This window comes from Pseudomonas sp. REP124 (genome assembly GCF_020164475.1).
In the GTDB taxonomy this organism is placed as follows: domain Bacteria; phylum Pseudomonadota; class Gammaproteobacteria; order Pseudomonadales; family Pseudomonadaceae; genus Aquipseudomonas.
The window spans coordinates 32196-52470 of the sequence record NZ_JAIQWX010000031.1; the positions used below are offsets into that span (position 1 = coordinate 32196).

The 20275-nt window shown below is 62.2% G+C and carries 14 protein-coding genes and 1 tRNA gene; 5 read left to right on the forward strand and 10 right to left on the reverse strand.

Annotated elements, in window-relative coordinates; all coding sequences use genetic code 11:
* Positions 1-116: 116 nt before the first annotated feature.
* From K9857_RS10495 to fdnG, 7 genes are all read right to left on the reverse strand, one after another.
* Positions 117-212 (reverse strand) — tRNA-Sec (locus tag K9857_RS10495).
* Positions 213-218: 6 nt separating this feature from the next.
* A complete protein-coding gene (gene selB, locus K9857_RS10500; protein WP_224535518.1) occupies positions 219-2123 on the reverse strand; it encodes a selenocysteine-specific translation elongation factor in 1905 nt (634 codons plus the stop codon).
* Positions 2120-3550, reverse strand: coding sequence for an L-seryl-tRNA(Sec) selenium transferase (selA, locus tag K9857_RS10505; RefSeq protein ID WP_224535520.1), 1431 nt, complete (start codon positions 3548-3550; stop codon positions 2120-2122). The genes selB and selA overlap by 4 nt, the downstream gene beginning before the upstream one ends.
* Positions 3551-3601: 51 nt before the next feature.
* Positions 3602-4528 (reverse strand): formate dehydrogenase accessory protein FdhE, encoded by a 927-nt coding sequence (fdhE, locus tag K9857_RS10510; protein ID WP_224535522.1) that lies wholly within the window; start codon positions 4526-4528, stop codon positions 3602-3604.
* A 3-nt stretch (positions 4529-4531) separates the two neighbouring features.
* Positions 4532-5197, reverse strand: a complete 666-nt coding sequence (locus K9857_RS10515) for a formate dehydrogenase subunit gamma (protein ID WP_224535524.1) — start codon at positions 5195-5197, stop codon at positions 4532-4534.
* Entirely contained in the window at positions 5194-6129 is a 936-nt protein-coding gene (gene fdxH / locus K9857_RS10520; RefSeq protein WP_224535526.1) for a formate dehydrogenase subunit beta, read from the reverse strand. Before fdxH ends, K9857_RS10515 begins: the two co-directional genes overlap by 4 nt.
* The gene (gene fdnG / locus K9857_RS10525) at positions 6130-9195 is read right to left on the reverse strand and encodes a formate dehydrogenase-N subunit alpha (RefSeq protein ID WP_224535528.1); all 3066 of its coding nucleotides are present in this window, start codon (positions 9193-9195) and stop codon (positions 6130-6132) included.
* Between the two features lie 348 nt (positions 9196-9543).
* Between fdnG and K9857_RS10530 the strand changes: the two genes are divergently transcribed.
* The 4 genes from K9857_RS10530 (at position 9544) to K9857_RS10545 (ending at position 13893) form a co-directional block, all read left to right on the forward strand.
* Positions 9544-10698, forward strand: coding sequence for a MalY/PatB family protein (locus K9857_RS10530; protein WP_224535530.1), 1155 nt, complete (start codon positions 9544-9546; stop codon positions 10696-10698).
* 225 nt (positions 10699-10923) lie between these two features.
* Complete coding sequence (locus K9857_RS10535; protein WP_224535543.1) at positions 10924-11781, forward strand: SDR family oxidoreductase; 858 nt, start codon at positions 10924-10926, stop codon at positions 11779-11781.
* A 123-nt stretch (positions 11782-11904) separates the two neighbouring features.
* Positions 11905-12516, forward strand: coding sequence for a Yip1 family protein (locus K9857_RS10540; protein WP_224535531.1), 612 nt, complete (start codon positions 11905-11907; stop codon positions 12514-12516).
* Between the two features lie 12 nt (positions 12517-12528).
* Positions 12529-13893: a cation:proton antiporter gene (locus K9857_RS10545; RefSeq protein WP_224535534.1), complete on the forward strand. Its 1365-nt coding sequence runs from the start codon at positions 12529-12531 to the stop codon at positions 13891-13893.
* Here the strand turns inward: K9857_RS10545 and K9857_RS10550 are convergent.
* From K9857_RS10550 to K9857_RS10560, 3 genes are all read right to left on the reverse strand, one after another.
* The gene (locus K9857_RS10550; protein ID WP_224535536.1) at positions 13871-15793 is read right to left on the reverse strand and encodes a PAS domain-containing sensor histidine kinase; all 1923 of its coding nucleotides are present in this window, start codon (positions 15791-15793) and stop codon (positions 13871-13873) included. The two genes, K9857_RS10545 and K9857_RS10550, sit on opposite strands and share 23 nt — an antisense overlap.
* Positions 15794-15858: 65 nt before the next feature.
* Positions 15859-18135, reverse strand: a complete 2277-nt coding sequence (locus K9857_RS10555) for an ATP-dependent DNA helicase (RefSeq protein WP_224535537.1) — start codon at positions 18133-18135, stop codon at positions 15859-15861.
* Positions 18132-19799 (reverse strand): VRR-NUC domain-containing protein, encoded by a 1668-nt coding sequence (locus tag K9857_RS10560; protein ID WP_224535539.1) that lies wholly within the window; start codon positions 19797-19799, stop codon positions 18132-18134. The genes K9857_RS10555 and K9857_RS10560 overlap by 4 nt, the downstream gene beginning before the upstream one ends.
* A 193-nt stretch (positions 19800-19992) precedes the next feature.
* Here K9857_RS10560 and K9857_RS10565 point away from each other — a divergent pair, with 193 nt between their 5' ends.
* Complete coding sequence (locus K9857_RS10565; RefSeq protein ID WP_224535541.1) at positions 19993-20217, forward strand: YgdI/YgdR family lipoprotein; 225 nt, start codon at positions 19993-19995, stop codon at positions 20215-20217.
* Positions 20218-20275: the final 58 nt, after the last annotated feature.

Consider the following 20275-nt stretch of genomic DNA (forward strand, 5'->3'; position numbering starts at 1 on the left):
AGTCGGTTTGCCCAGCATAGACGGACGGTCGCAGGCTCGCGAAAAAGTTCAATAAAACTGATCGGCTGCCGCAGTGGATGAACAACTGTGGGAGTGTTTGGGATCGGTTGGGAAATTGGCGGAAGGTAGCCGGAGTCGAACCTGCCCGGGAACGGATGCCGTCCCCAACCGGGTTTGAAGCCCGGCCGCGCCACCGGGCGCGATTACCTTCCTTGAAATCAGTCCGTTCGCCGCGCCAGCGCGTTGTCCGTGCGAATCTGGCGGCGGTCGCCCATGCGCCGGGTGAGGCCCAGCCGATCGAAGTATTCCAGAATCTGGATGCTGCGCTTGCGCCCAACCCCCAGTGCATCGCGAAACGTGGTTACCTGGATCACCGGGTCATCCTCGGCCAGTTGCAACAGCATAGCCGCCAATTGCCGAATCACCGTATCGGTGTAGAACAGGTCACGCACCACCTGATGCAGCAACCCCAACCGCGCCATCTTGCGCAATAGCGCGCGCACCGTGGTTTGGTCGTGCCCAAGGTCGCGCACCCATGGCGGATTGAAACCGGCCGCGTCGAACTGCGGTTGCAAGCGCTGCCACAGAGCCTCGTCCTCTTCACTCAGGCGCACTTGATGGGCCGGCCGATGCAACCACGGCCCGCTGGCGGCAATCAGACCAGCGCCCAGCATTTCATCGAGCAGACACAGGAAGGTCGCACGCTCCAGCACCGTACCGCTGAAGCGCCGCAGGCGATCACGATCCGGCCCCATCTGATCCGGTTCCTGCTCATGAAAACGCGCCAGATGTTCCAGTACCCCGTCTTTCAAAGCCTGCCAACGCACCGAGTCGAATAAAACCGGGCCCGTGCGTGTCTCGATCAGCCGCACGCTGTCAGGCAGCGTCCAGCTGACACGGGGACGGTTGAACTGACGCTCCAGGCGCTGCGGATCGAGCCCGGTGTCGCTGTTGGCCAGCAGCGCCGGCAATATCGTTTCGATGTCGAAGGTGCTGCTCAACGCCTGCAATTGCGCAAGCCGCTCCGGACTGCGACGTTGCCGGGTCGGTGCGAACGGGTCGAGTACCCGGCCGCCACCCAGGGTGCGCTGCGCGCTCTGGTCACGCAGGATCAGCGGATCACCCTTGACCACCTGCACTGGTCCATTGAGCAGCAACTGCGCGAACATGTGCTCGCCCGGCGCCACGCTCGCGCCCTCCAGCAAGGCCACGCGACCGATCACATCCTGGGTGCCGATATGCACGTGCACGGGCTGAAAGTGTTCGAAGGCGCGGGATTCGCTGGACAGCAACTGCAGATCGATGTCCAGCCGTTGAGTCGGCGCATACAGCCACTCTGAAGTCAGCCACTGCCCCCGATGAATCTGCTCCAGCGCCAGCCGTTCGCCACTGATATTCAACGCCACACGCTGCCCGGCCATGGCGGTTTCAGCGGTCTGATTTTGCGCGTGCAGTCCCCGCACCCGAACGGTTTTGCCCAACGGCCCAAGCTGCAGCGTATCGCCCACCGCCACCTGACCCGACAGCGCCGTACCGGTGACCACTATCCCCGCACCCGCAACACTGAAGGCCCGATCGATCCACAGGCGAAATCCGCCGTCGAGACTGCGTTGCCGCACCTCACACTGGGCCACCAGCAAGGACTCGCGCAAGGCTTCGACGCCCTCCCCCGTCAGGCTAGACAAGCCCATCAAAGGTGCGTCGGCATAGGGACCAGGTGCCAACAATGCGCTGATCTGCTCCCGCACTTGCTGCACCCTGGACGGCTCAACCCGGTCGCATTTGCTGATGGCCACCAACGCCCGCGGGATACCCAGCAGCTCGACAATCGCCAGATGTTCACGAGTCTGCGGCATCACACCGTCATCCGCCGCAACCACCAGCAAAACCAGATCAATGCCCTGCGCCCCGGCCAGCATGTTGTGGGTGAAGCGCTCATGCCCCGGAACATCGATAAACCCGGTGAGCCCCGCACCCGGCGCCAGCTCAGCGTAAAGGTAGCCGAGGTCAATGGTCATGCCCCGCTCGCGCTCTTCCCGGCGCCGGTCCCCGGCCTGCCCGGTCAGGGCCTGGAGCAACGCGGTCTTGCCGTGGTCGATGTGCCCTGCGGTGCCGACAATCACCCTGCCCGCTCCTCCCCTTGCAATTGATCCAGTTGCGCCAGCCACGCCGTCTCGTCGTCCAGCTGGCGCAAGTCCAGCCACAAGGCGTCGTCATCGATGCGCCCCAGCACCGGGATCGGCAAGCCACGCAGCGCCTCCTCCAGCCCCAGCAGACACCGCCCGCGCAGACGCTTCGAAGTCAGCGGCCGCACACACAACGCCGCGCTCGGCAACCGCGCCACCGGCTGGCTGCCACTGCCGATCATGCCCAGCGCCGGCACTGCGCTGACCCTCCAGGCGGCGCCCAGCACCCGCGCCAGCGAGGGTTGCAGACGTTCTGCCTGAGCGAGGATTTCCCCCTGAGGCCGCGTCAACAGGCGCAAGCTTGGTAGACGCTCGGCCAGAAGATCCGGATTGCGATACAGCCCCAGCACCGCCTCAAGTGCGGCCAAAGTCAACTTGTCGACCCGAAGCGCCCGTTTCAGCGGGTTCTTCTTGATCTTCGCGATCAGCTCCTTGCGCCCGACAATCAACCCGGCCTGTGGCCCGCCAAGCAACTTGTCGCCGCTGAAGGTGACGATATCCGCGCCATCGAGCAGCGCCTGGCGCACCGTAGGCTCTGCCGGCAACCCCCAGCGAGTGAGATCCAGCAGGCTGCCGCTGCCAAGGTCCTCAAGTAGCGGCAAACCATGGTTGTGTGCCAGTTGCGCCAACTCCGCCGTGGGCACGCTGGTGGTGAACCCCTGAATGCTGTAGTTGCTCGCATGCACCCGCATCACCAGACCGCTGCGCGGGCCAATGGCCGCTTCGTAATCCTTGGCATGGGTGCGATTGGTGGTGCCGACCTCGTGCAGCTTCACCCCCGCCCGAGCCATGATGTCGGGAATGCGAAACGCCCCGCCGATTTCGATCAGCTCGCCCCGGGAAATGATGCCTTCCTTGCGCGCTCCCAGGCTGTTGAGGGTCAGCAGGACGGCGGCAGCATTGTTGTTGACCACGGTCACCGCCTCGGCGCCGGTCAACTCGCGGATCAAACCTTCGATCAGATCGTCACGATCGCCGCGCTTGCCGCTGTGCAGATCGAATTCCAGGTTCAGCGGATAACGCGCCGCCATTTGCACGGCCTCAATGGCTTCTTCCGGCAGCAGGGCGCGGCCCAGATTGGTGTGCAGCACAGTGCCGGTGAGGTTGAACACTCGCCGTACATGGCTGCGGTGCTGGACAGCCAGACGCTCGCCTACCCTTCCTGCCAGCACTTCGGGACTGACTTCGACGGCTTGCATCTGCCCCAGTTGCACGCTTTCGCGCAATTCATCGAGCAGTTGCCGCAAGGACCCGAGCAAGGCTTCGCGCCCGTAACGCTCGGCCAGTGGCTGGCACGCCGGGTGTCGAAGCAGACTGTCGATGGAAGGCAGACGCGGGGTTTGGCTGGCAAGGCTTGCGGGCATCAGGCGCTCCAGAATACGAATGACCATCGCGCCAGAGTGTAGACCCTGTGCTCATTCGTCTCCCGGCGCCAGCAGCAGATTGGGCGCCAACCGCTGGTAACCGTCCTGGGCCAGGCGCATGTCCAGCATCAGGTTGGCGAGGTCCGCCGACAGGGCTTCGGCATGGGCATCGTTCTCCAGATACAGCAGTTTGAGATAGACATTGCAGCCCGGACATATTTCCGCCCGTAGCGGCGCCTGGTTCGCGGCGTGGCGATCGTCCTCCAGGCTCAGGTACTCAAGCCCCTTGCTCTGCTCGCAATACACGCACTTGACCCGCACCACATGCCACTCACAGGCACACAACGAGCAGACCAGATACCGCAGGCCGTTGTGTTTGCCGCGATGGCGAATCACCCCGGCCATGGCGGGCGATCCACAGGCCGGGCACTGGCTGAGGTTGGCGCCCGCCGTCAAATGCAGATCCGGCGTGCTCAACAGCCAATGGCTCCAGGCACTTTGCAGGGCTGCACCGAGGAACGGCACCAGCGCCGCCGGCACCATGGAGTATTGCCCGCTGAGCAACGCCACCGCCCACACCCGGCGTTGTCCGGTGCTGGCCTGACGCAGCGTGTCCAGTGCCTCGACCACAGCAGGCTGATCGGGAGCGACATAAGACTGCAGCAGCGCATCAAGAAACCCCTGCCAATCATCTTCACGGCTCAAACTATCGGCGGCGAACGGCGGCAGGCCGTGTTCCTTGCATAACTCGATGCGCTGGCGATCGAGCGGCTCGCTGGACGGCGGATTATCCATGACCTGCTGTTGTGCCCGGCACAACCCGGCCAAGAGGCGCAGGTAATCGGCCAGCGGATGCCCTTCGGCCAGCTGGTCAAGGCGCTCGGCGCGCAGGGTGAACAGGTTGTGCGGCGGCAGGTGCAGAAACGGTGGCGTACCGGCCGCCGCTTCGATTTGTCCGGGTTCGAGAATGGTTGGCAAATGTCATCCCTTTTTCGTGATCGGTCGATGGGGAGTCTTGTCTCTGGTGTCGTCGCGGGTCACCTCGCGATACCACAATTCATGGTGCTTCTTCGCCCATGCGCGACTGACCCAGCCATGCATCATTGCGCTCACCGAACCCTTGATCCAGATGCCCGCGTAGATGTGCACGATGATGCTCAGGATCAGCACGAAACCCGCCAGCGCATGCAGCAGCATCGCCCAGCGAATCGCCGTGATACCGAAGTACGCGCTGAAATACGCCCGCCAGATCACCAGCCCGCTGAACAGCAACACCAGCATGCACAGCAGTAAAGTCCAGAACAGCAGTTTCTGCCCCGGGTTGTACTTGCCGATGGCAGGCACGCCTTCCTCTTCGTTTTTCATCACCCGGTCGATGCGCTTGAGCCACAGGCGGTCGTTGGCGATGAAGTAATTGGCGCGCCAGAAACGGAACACCAGGCCGAGAAAAAACAGGAACATCAGCACGCCCATGAACGGATGCAGGATGCGCGTCCAGGGCCCGCCGCCGAACAGGTTGCTCAGCCAGAACAGCGCCGGATGAAACAGCGCCAGCCCCGACAGCCCGGCCATGAAGAACAGAATCGCCACCAGCCAGTGATTGGTGCGCTGGTTGGCGGTGTAGCGAAGGATCTCTTTGCGGATCATGGCCGGTTCTCCCGCTTGGGATCATAGGTGTGCACCGAAGGATCGACTTCATGCACCGACGGATCCGGGCCATGGGGCAGTTCGTCTTCCTCGACAATCTGCGGCCCCACTCGCACGTAGTGAAAGAACCCGGCCAGCACCGCCGCGCCCATGGCCAGCAGCGCCAGGGGTTTGCTCACCCCCTTCCACAGGCCCACCAGCGGACTGATGGTCGGGTCGGCCGCCAGCCCGGCGTAGAGCTTGGGCGTGTCGGCGTGGTGCAGCACGTACATCACGTGAGTGCCGCCGACGCCTGCGGGGTCATATAGCCCGGCGTTGTCGAAACCGCGGCTTTTGAGGTCGACGATGCGCTCGGCGGCGTGTTCCTTCATGTCTTCCTTGGAGCCGAACACAATGGCACCGGTCGGACAGGTTTTCACACAGGCCGGCTCCAGCCCCACGGCCACCCGGTCCGAACACAGCGTGCATTTGTAGGCCTTGTGGTCCTTCTGCGAAATGCGCGGGATGTTGAACGGGCAACCGGTGATGCAGTAGCCGCAACCGATGCAATGATCCTGGTTGAAATCGACGATGCCGTTGGCGTGCTTGATGATCGCCCCGGGGCTGGGGCATGCGGCCAGGCAACCGGGTTCGGCGCAGTGCATGCAGCCGTCCTTGCGGATCAGCCACTCCAGATTGCCGGCGTCGGTCTCGTGTTCGGTGAAACGCATCAACGTCCAGGTTTCCGCCGTCAGGTCCTGCGGATTGTCGTAGGTGCCGTAGTTGTGGCCCACCTCGTCGCGCAGCTCGTTCCATTCCGAACAGGCGACCTGACAGGCCTTGCAGCCGATGCATTTGGTGGTGTCGATCAGCTTCGCCACTTCCTCCAGATTGCGCACCGAAGACGGCACTGTAGTGGTGGCCGAGCGTGCAACGATGTCTTGGCTGGCCATTTATATTTTCTCCACGTTGACCAGGAATGACTTGGATTCCGGGGTCTGTGTGTTGCCATCGCCGAGGAACGGCACCAGGGTGTTGGTCAGGTAACCGTGGCGCGTCAGGCCGGTGAAACCCCAGTGCAGCGGGATGCCGATCTGATGCACCACCTGGTTGTTGACCTGCAACGGCCGGATCCGCTTGGTCACCACCGCCACCGCTTCGATGAAGCCGCGCTTGCTGCTGACCCGCACCCGGTCGCCGGCGGCGATGCCTTTCTCCTTGGCCAGCACCTCTCCGATCTCGACGAACTGCTCGGGCTGGGCAATCGCGTTGAGCCGGCAGTGCTTGCTCCAGAAGTGGAAATGCTCGGTCAGCCGATAGCTGGTGGCCGCGTACGGATAGTCCTTGGCCACACCGAGGGAATCCCACACCGACTCGAAGATGCGCGCCGCCGGATTGCTGGTGGCTTTCTTGTTCTGCGGATGCAGCGGGTTGATGCCGATCGGCGTCTCGAACGGCTCGTAGTGCTCGGGGAATGGCCCCTCGTTCATCTTGTCGACGGCAAAGAACCGCGCCACGCCTTCGGGGTTCATGATGAACGGGTTCATCCCCGCTTCCGGCGCTACGTCGGCCTTGTAGTCCGGCACGTCGGTGCCGCCCCAGGCCTTGCCGTTCCACCACACCAGGCGCTTTTTCTCATCCCATGGTTTGCCCTGCGGGTCGGCCGAGGCGCGGTTGTAGAGAATCCGCCGGTTGGCCGGCCAGGCCCAGGCCCAACCTTGATGCTGGTGCATGCCGTACGGGTCGTTGTTGTCGCGGCGGGCCATCTGGTTGCCCGCTTCAGTCCAGCTGCCGCAGAAAATCCAGCAGCCGGAGGCCGTACTGCCGTCGTCCTTGAGCTGGCTGAAGCCGGCCAGTTGCGAGTTGCCCTTGATCGCCGCGCCTGAGCCATCGGTGAAGTCGGTAGTGGCGTAACCGTTGATCTCCTTGGCGATCTCCTCGGGCGAAGGCTCCTCTGGGATCTTGTACGGCCACGACAGTTTGAGCAGCGGATCGGGGAATTTGCCACCGTTGGCCTGATAACGCTGGCGCAGGCGCAGAAACAGTTCGGTCATGATCCGCACATCGGTGCGGGCCTCACCAGGACCATCGGCGCCTTTCCAATGCCATTGCAGCCAGCGGCTGCTGTTGACCAGCGAGCCGTCTTCCTCGGCAAAGCAGGTGGTGGGCAGGCGAATCACCTCGGTCTGGATATTGGCGGTGTTGACGTCGTTGTACGGCCCGACCTTCTGCCAGAACTCCGAGGTTTCCGTGGCCAGCGGGTCCATCACCACCAGCCATTTCAGCTTGGCCAGCGCCGCCATCACCCGGTTCTTGTCGGGCAGCGCCGCGATGGGGTTGAAGCCCTGGCACATGTAGCCGTTGACCTTGCCCTGGCCCATCAGGTCGAAGACCTTGAGGATGTCGTAGTTGGGGATGTCCAGCTTCGGCAGGTAGTCGTAGGCCCAGTTGTTCTCGACCGTGGCGTTGGCGCCGTACCAGGCTTTCATCAGGCTGACGTGGAACTTGCCGTAATTTTGCCAGTAGGACAATTGTCCTGGACGCAGCGGCACCTGAGTGCGCTTATGGATATAGGCGTTGTAATCCTGCTCGGCGTCCAGCGGCAGGGTCAGATAACCCGGCAACGAGTTGGACAACAGGCCAAGATCAGTCAGCCCTTGGATGTTGGAGTGTCCGCGCAAGGCGTTCACGCCGCCGCCGGGCATGCCGACGTTACCCAGCAGCAATTGCACCATGGCCGCGCTGCGGATGATCTGCGAGCCGATCGAGTGCTGGGTCCAGCCCAGGGCGTAGAGGATCGTCATGGTCTTGCCCGGTTGCGAGCAGGTGGCGATCTCTTCCCAGATTTTCTTCATCGCATCGACCGGCATGCCGCAGATCTGGCTCGCCAGTTCCATGGTGTAGCGGCTGTAATGCTGCTTCATCAACTGGAACACGCAATGCGGATCCTGCAGGGTCGGGTCGACTCTGACGAAACCGTCCTCGCCCAGCTCGTATCCCCGGCCGGACTTGTCGGTGTAGGCGCGCTTGTCCGCGTCGTAACCGCTGAAGATGCCATCCTCGAAGCCATAGCCGGCTTTGACGATGAACGACACGTCGGTGTAGTTGCGCACGTATTCGTGCTGGATCTTGTCCTCGGTCAGCAGGTAATTGATCAGCCCGCCCATGAAGGCGATGTCGGTGCCGGTGCGGATCGGCGCGTAAAAATCGGCTACCGAGGCGGTCCGGGTGAAACGCGGATCGACCACGATCAGCCGCGCCTTGTTGTGCGCCTTGGCTTCGGTCACCCATTTGAAACCGCATGGGTGCGCTTCCGCTGAGTTGCCGCCCATCACCAGAACCAGATTCGCGTTGGCGATATCGGTCCAGGTATTGGTCATGGCACCACGGCCGTACGTCGGGGCAAGACTTGCCACCGTCGGGCCGTGTCAGACACGCGCCTGGTTATCGAACCCCAGCATGCCGAGACTGCGAATGACCTTGTGGGTGATGTAACCCGCTTCGTTGGACGCCGCCGATGCCGCGAGGAAGCCCGTGGTCAGCCAGCGATTGACCGTCTGGCCTTGCTCGTTCTTCTCGATGAAATTGGCGTCGCGGTCGGCCTTCATCAGGTCGGCAACGCGGTCCAGGGCTTCATCCCAGCCGATGCGCGTCCACTCGTTGCTGCCGGGCTTGCGCACTTGCGGGTATTGCAGGCGCCCGGGACTATGGATGAAGTCCAGCAAACCCGCTCCTTTGGGGCAAAGGGTGCCGCGGTTGACCGGGTGGTCGGCGTCACCTTCGATGTGAATGATGCTTTGCGCGACATTTTTCGCCGCATCGCCCTGGCTGTACATGATCAACCCGCAACCGACCGAGCAATACGGGCAGGTGTTGCGGGTTTCATGGGTGTGGGCGAGCTTGAAATGGCGCACCTGCTCGGCGAAGGCAAGCGTGGGGGCCATGCCCAACGCGCCAAGGCTAGAGCCTGCAAGGCCGATACCTGCGACCTTGAAGAACTGACGACGGCTGAGGTCCATCGTGCACTCCTGATCAGGTGGAGATCCGGTGCTTTGCCGGATTTTTCTGGACAATCACGGGCGCGGCAGACGCGCTGCCGACACTTGAACGATAGACAAGCCTGTCGAAACCGGGATGAAAACCGACCGTCGGCCGCTTGTCGGCGATTCCCACTGCGCACACAAAACACTGTGGGAGCGGGCTTGCCCGCGATAGCGGTGGGTCAGGCGAAGGATATGTTGAATTTGCCGCCGCCATCGCGGGCAAGCCCGCTCCCACAGGGATCGTTGGTGTGCATTGATATCGCGAACAACCCGCCAGGCGATTATGATGGCGCCATATCCAACCCCGCCTTCACGAGACCCCGCATGACTTTCGATTTCGATCAGGTGTTCGACCGCCACAACACCGGTAGCACCAAATGGAGCCGCTACCCGGCCGATGTGTTGCCGATGTGGGTTGCCGACATGGATTTCGCCGCGCCGCCGGTCATCATCCAGGCCCTGCAAAAGCGTCTGGAACACCCGATGGTCGGCTACAGCGTGGCCCCGGACAGCCTGCGTGAAGCCATCGTCGCGGATCTGTGGAACAAGTACGCCTGGCGCATCGAGCCTCAGGAGCTGATTTTCCTGCCGGGCGTCGAGTCGGGTTTCAACATGGCGCTCAAGGCGCTGGTCCAGCCGCAGCAGAACGTTGTGGTGCAGGTTCCCAACTACCCGCCGCTGCGTCACGCGCCGGGGCACTGGGGCCTGAACAAGGTCGAATTGGGTTTCGAGGCACAAGCGGACGGCACCTATCGCACCCCGCTCGATACCCTGAGCCAGTCTCTGCGAGGTGGCGGCGCGTTGCTGCTGAGCAACCCGCACAACCCGCTGGGCAAGGCATTCCCACGCGAAGAACTGCAATCCATCGCCGACATCTGCCTGGAGCACGACGCCTGGATCATCTCCGACGAGATCCATGCCGAGTTGTGCTTCGACGGTCGCAAGCACATTCCGATCGCCACCCTGAGCCCGCAGATCGCCCAGCGCACCATCACCCTGATGTCGGCCAGCAAGGCCTACAACATCGCCGGCCTGAAGACCTCGTTCATGATCATTCAGGACCGCCACCTGCGCGAGAAGGTCAACCACGCCCGTTGCGGCATGGTCGACAGCGTCAACCCGCTGGGCCTGGAAGCGACCCGCGTAGCCTACAGCGAAGCCGGTCCCTGGCTGGCCGAGTTGAGCGCCTATCTGCAGAGCAACCGCGATTACCTGGTCGACGCCGTGCGCACCCGCCTGCCGGGCATCACCATGAACGTGCCGCAAAGCACCTACCTGGCCTGGCTCGACTGCACGGCGCTGGGGCTGGACAACCCGCAGCAGTTCTTCCTGGAGCAGGCCAAGGTCGGCCTGAGCCCGGGCCTGGACTTTGGCGACGGCTGCAAGCAGTTCGTACGCCTGAACTTCGGCTGCCCGCGGTCGTTGCTCGAAGAAGGCATCAGCCGGATGGAGCGGAGTTTGCGTAACCTAAAGGCCTGATGGGCCACTTTAATCACCGCATACCCTGTGGGAGCGGGCTTGCCCGCGATGAGGCCCGAACAGTCGACATCGATGTCGCCCGCCCTGACGCCATCGCGGGCAAGCCCGCTCCCACAGGTATCTCGTGTTGATTTGAGATCTCACTCCCCCGGTAATCCAACCGAACTCCCGCCAAACCCTCACAGTCAACCCCGAACAAGCACCACTAACGTTCGGAGATTGATGATGACCCACTACCCCAAACCACCCTTCCCCAAACAACACCAGCCTGTCCCCGGTTCGCAGCGCAAGATGGATCCCTATCCCGATTGTGGCGAGCAGAGCTACAAGGGCTCGGGACGCCTTGAAGGCAAGATCGCCCTGATCACCGGCGGCGACAGCGGCATCGGTCGGGCCGTGGCGATTGCCTTTGCCCGGGAAGGCGCCGATGTCGCCATCGCCTATCTCGATGAACAGCAGGACGCCGAAGAAACCGCGCGCTGGGTCGAACAGGCCGGCCGCCAGTGCCTGCTGCTGCCCGGTGATCTGGCGCAAAAGGTTCATTGCCGGGGTTTGGTTGAGAAAACCGTCGAACGTTTCGGCCGCATCGATGTGCTGGTCAACAACGCCGCGTTCCAGATGACTCACGAAACCCTCGAAGACATCTCCGACGAAGAGTGGGTGATGACCTTCGACGTCAACATCACCGCGATTTTCCGAATATGCCAAGCCGCGCTGAAGCACATGAAACCCGGCAGTTCGATCATCAACACCAGTTCCGTCAACTCGGACATGCCCAACCCCACCCTGCTCGCCTACGCCACCACCAAGGGCGCAATCGCCAACTTCACCGCAGGCCTGGCGCAGATGCTGGGGCCGAAGAACATCAGGGTGAACAGCGTGGCACCGGGGCCGATCTGGACGCCGCTGATCGTATCGACCATGAAGGAAGAAACGATTCAGAACTTCGGCGGCAACACCCCGCTCGGCCGTCCGGGCCAGCCGGTGGAAGTGGCGCCGATCTATGTGCTGCTGGCCTCGGACGAAGGCAGTTACATCACCGGCCAGCGCTTTGGTGTGACAGGCGGCAAACCCATTCTTTAGACACTTGGGCCTAGACACTTGGGCCTAGACACTTGGGCCAAAAGATGGAACCCCGCCATTGCCGCGCCGCTCAACACGATAAGGGCCCTCCCATGGCGGGCCTGTCGATAAATGGAGGTCGCCATGTCCGCACCTATCGTCAAGCTGTTCACCCAACCCAACTTCGCCTGGACGGATATTCGCAAGGAAGAGGAAGCCCATCCGCGCCACTACCTGGCGCATCTGCTGCTGTTGGCCCTGATTCCACCGGTCTGCCTGTTCATCGGCACCACCTATGTGGGCTGGAGCCTGGCCGAAAACGAAACCGTCAAGCTCAGTGCCGCCAGCGCCCTGCAACTGAGTGTGCTGCTGTACGTCAGCATCATGGTCGGCGTTGCAGTCATCGGCATGTTCATCCGCTGGATGTCCCGGACCTTTGACGCCAGACCGACCCTCAACCAGTGCATCGGCTTTGCCGCCTACACCGTCACGCCGTTCTTCGTCGCAGGCCTGGCCGGTCTGTACCCGAGCCGCTGGCTGGCGATTCTGGTGCTGGGCGCTGCCTCGGTCTATTCGACGTTCCTGCTGTTTGTCGGGTTGCCGACCTTCATGCACGAGCGCAAGGAGCAAGGCCTGCTCAATGCGGCCTGCGTCTGGGGTGTCGCGCTGCTGGTGCTGGTCACCGTTCTGGTGGAGATGATCCTGATCTGGTTCAACGTGCTGAGTCCTGAATACCTGCGTGCCACCGTTGGCTGACGACCCGAGGCCATGAGCTTCGTTGCCTGGGTGTCGGTGTTGGGCGCCGTGTTGCTGGCGCTGGCGCTGACGTCTTCGTATTTGCGCTGGATGCCGGTGACCACCTCGGCCGTGTGCCTGTTGCTCGGCATGGCCATCGGGCCTGCAGGCTTGGGTTGGCTCAGGCTGGACATCAAGGATGCGTCGTTCTGGATGGAGCACCTGACGGAAGTTGCGGTGCTGTTTTCGTTGTTCGTCTGCGGGCTGAAGCTGCGCCTGCCACTCAACAAGCGCAAATGGCGCGTAGCCTACGGCCTCGCCGGGCCGGTGATGGTGCTGACCATTGCGGGTGTCTGCCTGTTGCTGCACTTCGCCTTCGATCTGGCGTGGGGATCGTCCTTGCTCATAGGCGCGATTCTGGCGCCCACTGACCCGGTGCTTGCGTCGCTGGTGCAGGTCAACGATGCCCAGGATGACGACCCTGTACGCTTTGGCCTTTCGGGCGAAGCCGGCCTGAACGATGGCATTGCCTTTCCCTTCGTCATTCTTGGTTTGTTGTTCCTGCAACAACCTGAAGGTGCTTCCAGCGCCTGGCTCGATGATTGGGCCTTGAAGAGGCTGCTGTGGGCAGTGCCGGCCGGCCTGCTGATCGGCTACTGCATGGGACGCGGGATCGGTCGCCTGACCCTGTCGATGCGCATCCGCAATGCCGACAGCACCTTGTCGCCCAACGACTACCTGACCTTCGCTCTGATTGCCTTGGCCTATGTCGCCGCCGAAGCGGTGCACGGTTACGGCTTTCTCTCGGTGTTCGCCGCCGGCTTGGGGTTGCGGGCTGCAGAGGTCAACTCCGCCGGGCATTTGCAGCCGCCGGCGGAGCATCTGGTCAAAGCCGTGGTCGGCCACCAGGACGTCGAACCCCACGAGGCGCTGCACGGAGACGTGGAGCATCTGGACGACACACAGGTGGCCGCCGGCATCATGATCGGCGACATGTTGGCGTTCGGCGGGCTGGTGGAACGGGCTATGGAGGTATTTCTGGTGACCCTGCTCGGCGTGGTGCTGGTCGGCCACTGGGACTGGCGCGCGCTGGCGATTGCCCTGGTGCTGTTCTGCGTGATTCGCCCCTTGAGCGTCGGGCTGGTGCCTTGGGGCAGCCTGCTCAACACCCGGCAACGACTGCTGATCGGCTGGTTCGGGATTCGCGGGATCGGTAGCTTCTACTACCTGTTCTACGCCCTGAATCACGACCTGCCGGCAACGGTCGCCAGCCTGTGCACCGACCTGACCCTGTCGGTGGTGGCGCTGAGCATTCTGCTGCACGGCATCAGCACCCAACCGATGCTTGCACGCTACGAGCAGCGCGAACGCCGGCTCACTTCAGCGCCGCGGCGATGATTTCCACCAGACTGTTTTGGGTGAAGGGTTTGGACAAGCGTGGCAGGCCGGCGGCGAAGCCATCAATGCTCTCGGCAAAGCCGGTGGCGAGGATGATCGGCAAGTCGGGCATCAGAATGCGGATCGCCTGGGCCAGTTGTGCGCCATTCATCTGCGGCATGGCCATGTCGGTGATGACCAGGTCGAAGTGCTGCTCACTCTCCAGCAGGCGCAGCGCTTGTGCGCCGGAATCGGCAAAGCTGACCCGATGCCCCAGGTCCTCAAGCAGCAGACAGGTACTGGTCAGCACCAGACTGTCGTCATCGACCACCAGCACATTCAAACGTGGCACCTCGGGGGCGGCAGGCACGGTATTCGCGGCCTCGGCCAACGATCCCGCCTGAGCGACCGGCAACCAGAGTTCTGCGGAGGTACCGATGCCTTTTTCGCTTTTGAGCAGGAAACGTCCACCCATCTGCTCGATGAAACCGTGGACCATCGACAGTCCCAGGCCCGTGCCTTTGCCGACACCTTTGGTGGTGAAGAATGGGTCCATCGCCGAGGCGAGCGTCACCTCGTCCATGCCTTCGCCGGTGTCGCTGATGGACAGGCACACGTATCGCCCGGGTGCCAGGGTCGAGTGGGGTTGATCGAGAATGACCTCGGTGCTGGTGCCCATTACGATCTTGCCGCCATTGGGCATGGCGTCCCGGGCGTTGGTCGCGAGATTGAGCACCGCCAGCTCCAGCTGGTTGAGGTCGGCCAGTACCGGCTCAGGTTCAGGAGAGAAATTGGTTTCGATTCTGACCGAAGGCCCGAGCGAACTGCGCAGCAGACCCGTGATGCCCTGCACCAGTGCGGGGATATCGACAGGTTCTGCCTTGAGCTCCTGACGGCGGGCGAAGGCCAGCATGCGCTGGGTCAGGGATACACCACGCTGGGCGCCCTGGGTGGCGTTATCGATCAAACGGGTCAGGCGCGGATCGTCGCCCACGCGCTTGCGGACGATTTCCAGGTTGCCGAGGATCACCGTCAGCAAATTGTTGAAGTCGTGGGCGATGCCGCCGCTGAGTTGACCGATCGCCTGCATCTTCTGCGCCTGGAACAGCGCTTCCCGGGTTTTCTCAAGGGTTTGCTGGGCCTGGGCCGCCTCGGTGACATCACGGGTGATCTTGGCGAAACCCAGCAAGGTGCCGGTGTCGCCCCAGATCGGGTCTACCACCACATGTGCGAGGAATCGCGTGCCATCCTTGCGCTGGCGCCAACCGCGGTTTTCGAAGCGCCCTTCACGCCTGGCGATGTCCAGGGTCCGACACGGCTCGTTGGCCTCACGGTCCTCGGCGGTATAGAACATGGAAAAGTGCTGGCCGATGACCTCTTCGGGCCGGTAGCCCTTGATGCGCTGAGCCCCCGGATTCCAGTTGGACACGTAGCCGTCTGGCGTGAGCATGTAAATGGCGTAGTCGGTAACGCTCTGCACCAGCAGGCGGAACTGCTGCTCGCTTTGCTTGAGGGTTTCCTCGGCCATCTTGCGGTCGGTCAGGTCCCGGGTGATCTTGGCGTAGCCCAGCAATGTGCCCGACGGATCGCGAATCGGATCGATCACCACGCTTGACCAGAAATGCGTGCCGTCCTTGCGCACCCGCCAGCCTTCGCCTTCGAAGCGTCCTTCATGCAGCGCCGTGTCCAGCGCCCGTTGCGGCAGGCCGGCTCGTCGGTCGGCGTCGGTGTAGAAGCGCGAGAAATGCTGGCCCAGGATCTCGGCTTCTTCATAGCCCTTGAACCGCTTGGCGCCAGCATTCCAGCTGATGATGATGCCGTCGGGATCGATCATGTAGATCGCATAATCGACGACCGCATCGACCAGCAGCCGAAAGCGCATGTCATCGCTTGCGATCCCTTTGCTTCGATCCTCGCTCATTGAGTACTCGCGTCAGAATGTTTCTTGGAAGTATGCGACAAACCGCTGATTTGGACAGCCTGAATTTAGACGCCCTGCACCGCGGTATCGCCGATGGACCACCAGCTCGGCAGCAACTGCCGAACCCGTGACTCGGCAAATCGGTCATCGATCAGCATCACCACGCCTTTGTCTTGCTGAGTGCGAATCACCCGGCCGGCCGCCTGCACGACTTTTTGCAGGCCGGGGTACAGATAGGTGTAGTCGTAGCCGGCGCCGAAGATCGCCGCCATGCGCTGTTTGATCTGCTCGTTGACCGGGTTCAACTGCGCCAGCCCCAGGGTCGCGATGAACGCGCCGATCAGCCGCGCGCCGGGCAGGTCGATGCCTTCGCCGAACGCCCCGCCCAGCACCGCAAAACCGATGCCCTCGCCGTCCTCGGTGAACTGATCGAGAAACTGCTGGCGCTGCGCTTCAGCCATGCCTCGCGATTGTGACCAGGTTTTGATCTGCGGGTGCCGTTCGGCCAGTAACTGCGAGACCTGCTGCAAGTAATCGAAGCTGCTGAAGAACGCCAGGTAGTTGCCGGGGCGGGTTTGGTACTGCTGGGCCATCAGCTCGACAATAGGCGCAAGGGACGCCTGTCGATGGGTGAACCGGGTCGAGATCTGGCTGGCGATGTGCACCTGAAGTTGGTCGGCATGAAACGGCGATTCGACGTCGATGCACACCGTGTTGCCGGGTGTACCCAGCAGATCGGCGTAATAGCGGCGCGGGCTCAGGGTCGCGGAGAACAGCACGGTGCTGCGCGCCGCAGTCAAGCGTGGCCCGATGAAGCCGGCGGGCACCACGTTGCGCAGGCACAGATTCGACAGCGGTTTCTTGCGGTCGAGGTCGCGCTTGGTGATGTCGAACAGGAACTGCTCATCGAACAGCTCGGCCACCCGGCAGAACTGCAGCATGTCGAAGTAGAAGCTCTGCAGTGCGCTGTCCAGGCCTTGCGGGTGGTCGTTCAGGTATTCGCCGATGCTGCCCGTACAGGAAGACAACGCCTGCAGCAGTTTCTCCGGCGCCTTGTCGTAGGCCTGATAGGCAATCGGCTGCGGGTCATGCAAGGCGTTCCATTCGCGATTGACCCGCTGGAAGGACTTTTTCAGAGGTTCGGGCGCGGTTTTGCGTACGGTGTTGAGAGTGAACTGGTCGAGACTGGCGCTGTACATCTGCCGGCCGCGCTCCACCAGGTTGTGGGCCTCGTCTGCCAGTACCGCGACCTTCCATTGATTGGCCTGGGCCAGTCCGAACAGCAAGGCGCTGAAGTCGAAGTAGTAGTTGTAATCGGCAACCACCACGTCGGCCCAGCGGGCCATTTCCTGGCTCAGGTAGTACGGGCATACAGCGTGCTCCAGGGCGACCTGGCGCAAAGCGCCCTGGTCCAGCAGCTTCAGTTCGCTGGCGGCCTGTCGTGCGGCCGGCAAACGGTCGTAAAAGGCCTGGGCCAGGGGGCAGGACTCGCCGTGGCAGGCTTTGTCCGGGTGTTCGCAGGCCTTGTCCCGGGCAATCATCTCCAGTACCCGCAGGGGCGGAGCGTTGGCACTGTCGAGAATGACCTGCGCCGCATCCAGCGCCAGTTTGCGTCCGGGGGTTTTCGCCGTGAGGAAGAACACCTTGTCCAGTTGCTGCGGCGCGAGCGCCTTGAGCATCGGGAACAACGTGCCCAGGGTCTTGCCGATCCCCGTCGGCGCCTGGGCCATCAGGCAGCGGCCGGTGCTGACGGCCTTGAACACCGACTCGGCCAGATGTCGTTGCCCCGGCCGAAATCCGCTGTGGGGAAATGCAAGCTGTTGCGCCCCGAAGTTGCGCGCCTGGCGATGGGCCATTTCCTGCTCGGCCCAGTGCAGGAAACGGGTGCAATGCTTTTCGAAGAACTCCTGCAACTGTGTGGCGCTGAAGCTTTCGACCAGGCAGGTTTCCTTTTCGCTGACGATGTCGAAGTACACCAGCGCCAGGTTGATCTGCTCCAACTGCAACTTGCGGCACATCAACCAGCCGTAGATCTTCGCCTGGGCCCAGTGCAGTTGCCGGTGATTGGCCGGTTGCTTGCTCAGGTCGCCACGGTAGGTTTTGACTTCTTCCAGGCAGTTTCGCGCCGGGTCGTAGCCATCGGCCCGGCCTTTGACGGTCAGGCTTTGAAACCGACCTTCAAGGGCGACCTCGCTTTGATAGTCCTCGCTGCGCCGGGAGGCCACCGTACGATGCCCGACGATGCCTTCCAGCGCTGTGGGTGACGGGGTGAAACGCAGGTCGAGATCGCCCACCTTGGCGGTGAACTCACACAGCGCACGTACCGCGATGCTGTAGCTCAAGCGCCCTGCTCCGCCCACTGCACGTAACACACGGCGATCGGCATGCCGTGTTCATGACAAAACTCCAGCCAGCGCAACTGGTTGTCCTGCAGGCGATCGCCCGGGCCTTTGACTTCGATCATGCGGTAGGTTTTCTGCTGCGGCCAGAACTGGATCAGGTCCGGCATTCCGGCGCGATTGGCCTTGATGTCCAGCAACAGGCGGTTGAACCAGTGTTTGAGGTGTTCGGGTGGCAGGCAGTCCAGGGCCTGCTCCAGCAAGGCCTCGTCCAGCGCGCCCCAGAACACGAAAGGCGACTGCACGCCCCATTTTTCCGTGTAGCACTGGCGAATGGTGTGCAGGTATCGACCGTCGTCCAGTTGCTCAAGGCAAGCCTGGAACAGCTGCGCTCGCCTTTCCTGGAAGTCTTCGTTGAGCAGGTCCACCGGGCCGCGTTGGAACGGGTGGAAAAACGCCCCGGGCAGCGGCGCGAAAATCGCCGGCCAGCACAGCAGGCCGAACAGCGAATTAATCAGACTGTTCTCGACGTAGTGCACCGGCGCCGAATCTTCTGCCAGGTGTGCCTGGACGTAGTACTCCACGGACAGGTCGGGATCGATTCTGGGCAACAGCAGGTCCAGACGCTCCATCTGCCGTTGTGCTGCGCGTTTGACCGCGGGTCCACCGAGTTTGCGACGCAACCTGGGCAGCATACGCAGCAGTTGTTGCTGCTCGGCGGCGCTTGGGGTGGATTGCTGGACTTGGGTGGCCAATTCCAGGGCCAGTTCGTATTCGGCGCATCGCTCCAGCACGCGGATCAGGCGCACCCGGGCGCCGGGGTAGGCAGATTGGCGATAGAGTGTCAGGGCCGTTGCGAAATCGGCGATGCGTTCGCAGTGTTGGGCCATCTGGAACAGCAGTTTGTCCCGGCGTCTTTGCAGCCAGGGGTTGCCGAGGGGCAGGCCGCCGATACGCTCGACGATGTCTTCGATTTCCTCGCCGTCTATGAATGCTTGCTGACACAAGTGCAGGAACATACCGGCATCCACGTCTTCGCGGTTGCGGAAACCTCGGGAGTCGACGCAGAACTCGACTTTTTCGTAGGTGAAGATGCCGAGGTCCGCCAGAACGAATTCGGACCAGTCCTGGTACAGATTGCCGAAGAACATGAAACGCAGCCGGTCGCACAGATCCATGATGGTCACGCTGAACAGACGCTCGTTCAGGGCTGGACACCACGCCTGAAAGCTCAGCGCCTCGGGAAAGCGCTCGCTCAGGACGGGAAGCCAGTCGGTTTTCTTGGCCTTCGGCTGGTCAATGGCGTGGCCCAGACATTGCAGGATTTCGGCCTTGAGCAACAGCTCGCACAGCGCCTCGATGGGCAGTGGCCGTTGTTCGTCGATCCATCCCAGCGCCACCAATGGTTCCACCGCTTCGAGGGTGTCGCCGATTTCGACGTATTGCAGCTTGCTCGCCCTGAAATGAATGCCCTTGCGCATGACCATCCTGACCAACAGCGCTCGGGATTCGCGATTTAGTTGATTGAAGTCAGAGATGAAGCGCTGCTCTTCTTCGGCCAGCACATCGCCGTAGCGTTGTTCAAGCCAATCAAGCACTTGCATGAAGTTGTTCAAGTAATAGAACGGGTCTTCGAGGGGATTTGCGGTCACGGGAAAGGGAGCCATGGCGAGCGAATACTGGTTATGCGTACAGATACCAGCAACACCCTGCATGGCGCAATCGGAAAAAGATGGGCGGATCGCTATCAATCATTTTTCTTAAGAGGCCGAACTTTCCGCCCCTCCACGGCACCAACCGCGATAGAGGTGCTGTCAAACGCGACGGTCGCTGCGTTTTTTTCGAATATGAGAGGTGGTTATGAACATCAAGACGTTGGTTCTACCGTTGGCGGCTGCCGCCCTGCTGGCACTGGCAGGCTGCTCCACCCCCACCGTGGTAACCCTGCAAAACGGCACGCAATACCTGACCAAGGACATGCCGAAAACCGAGACCAAAGATGGCTTCTACGAGTTCGAAGACATTTCCGGAGCGAAAGTCAAAGTGCGGGCGGATGAAGTGGCGACGGTGCGTGAAGAAGATTGATGTGCCGGTGATTGTTGCTGGTCAGCCTCAGGACCTGTGGGAGCGGGCTTGCCCGCGA

What these genes read in the sequence shown, in the direction of transcription:
- K9857_RS10530 (WP_224535530.1), top strand. Translation starts at nt 9,544, where the DNA reads ATGACTTTCGATTTCGATCAGGTGTTCGACCGCCACAACACCGGTAGC.
- selA (WP_224535520.1), bottom strand. Translation starts at nt 3,550, where the DNA reads ATGCCCGCAAGCCTTGCCAGCCAAACCCCGCGTCTGCCTTCCATCGAC.
- K9857_RS10545 (WP_224535534.1), top strand. Translation starts at nt 12,529, where the DNA reads ATGAGCTTCGTTGCCTGGGTGTCGGTGTTGGGCGCCGTGTTGCTGGCG.
- K9857_RS10560 (WP_224535539.1), bottom strand. Translation starts at nt 19,799, where the DNA reads ATGGCTCCCTTTCCCGTGACCGCAAATCCCCTCGAAGACCCGTTCTAT.
- fdxH (WP_224535526.1), bottom strand. Translation starts at nt 6,129, where the DNA reads ATGGCCAGCCAAGACATCGTTGCACGCTCGGCCACCACTACAGTGCCG.
- K9857_RS10535 (WP_224535543.1), top strand. Translation starts at nt 10,924, where the DNA reads ATGACCCACTACCCCAAACCACCCTTCCCCAAACAACACCAGCCTGTC.
- K9857_RS10550 (WP_224535536.1), bottom strand. Translation starts at nt 15,793, where the DNA reads ATGAGCGAGGATCGAAGCAAAGGGATCGCAAGCGATGACATGCGCTTT.
- K9857_RS10515 (WP_224535524.1), bottom strand. Translation starts at nt 5,197, where the DNA reads ATGATCCGCAAAGAGATCCTTCGCTACACCGCCAACCAGCGCACCAAT.
- K9857_RS10540 (WP_224535531.1), top strand. Translation starts at nt 11,905, where the DNA reads ATGTCCGCACCTATCGTCAAGCTGTTCACCCAACCCAACTTCGCCTGG.
- K9857_RS10565 (WP_224535541.1), top strand. Translation starts at nt 19,993, where the DNA reads ATGAACATCAAGACGTTGGTTCTACCGTTGGCGGCTGCCGCCCTGCTG.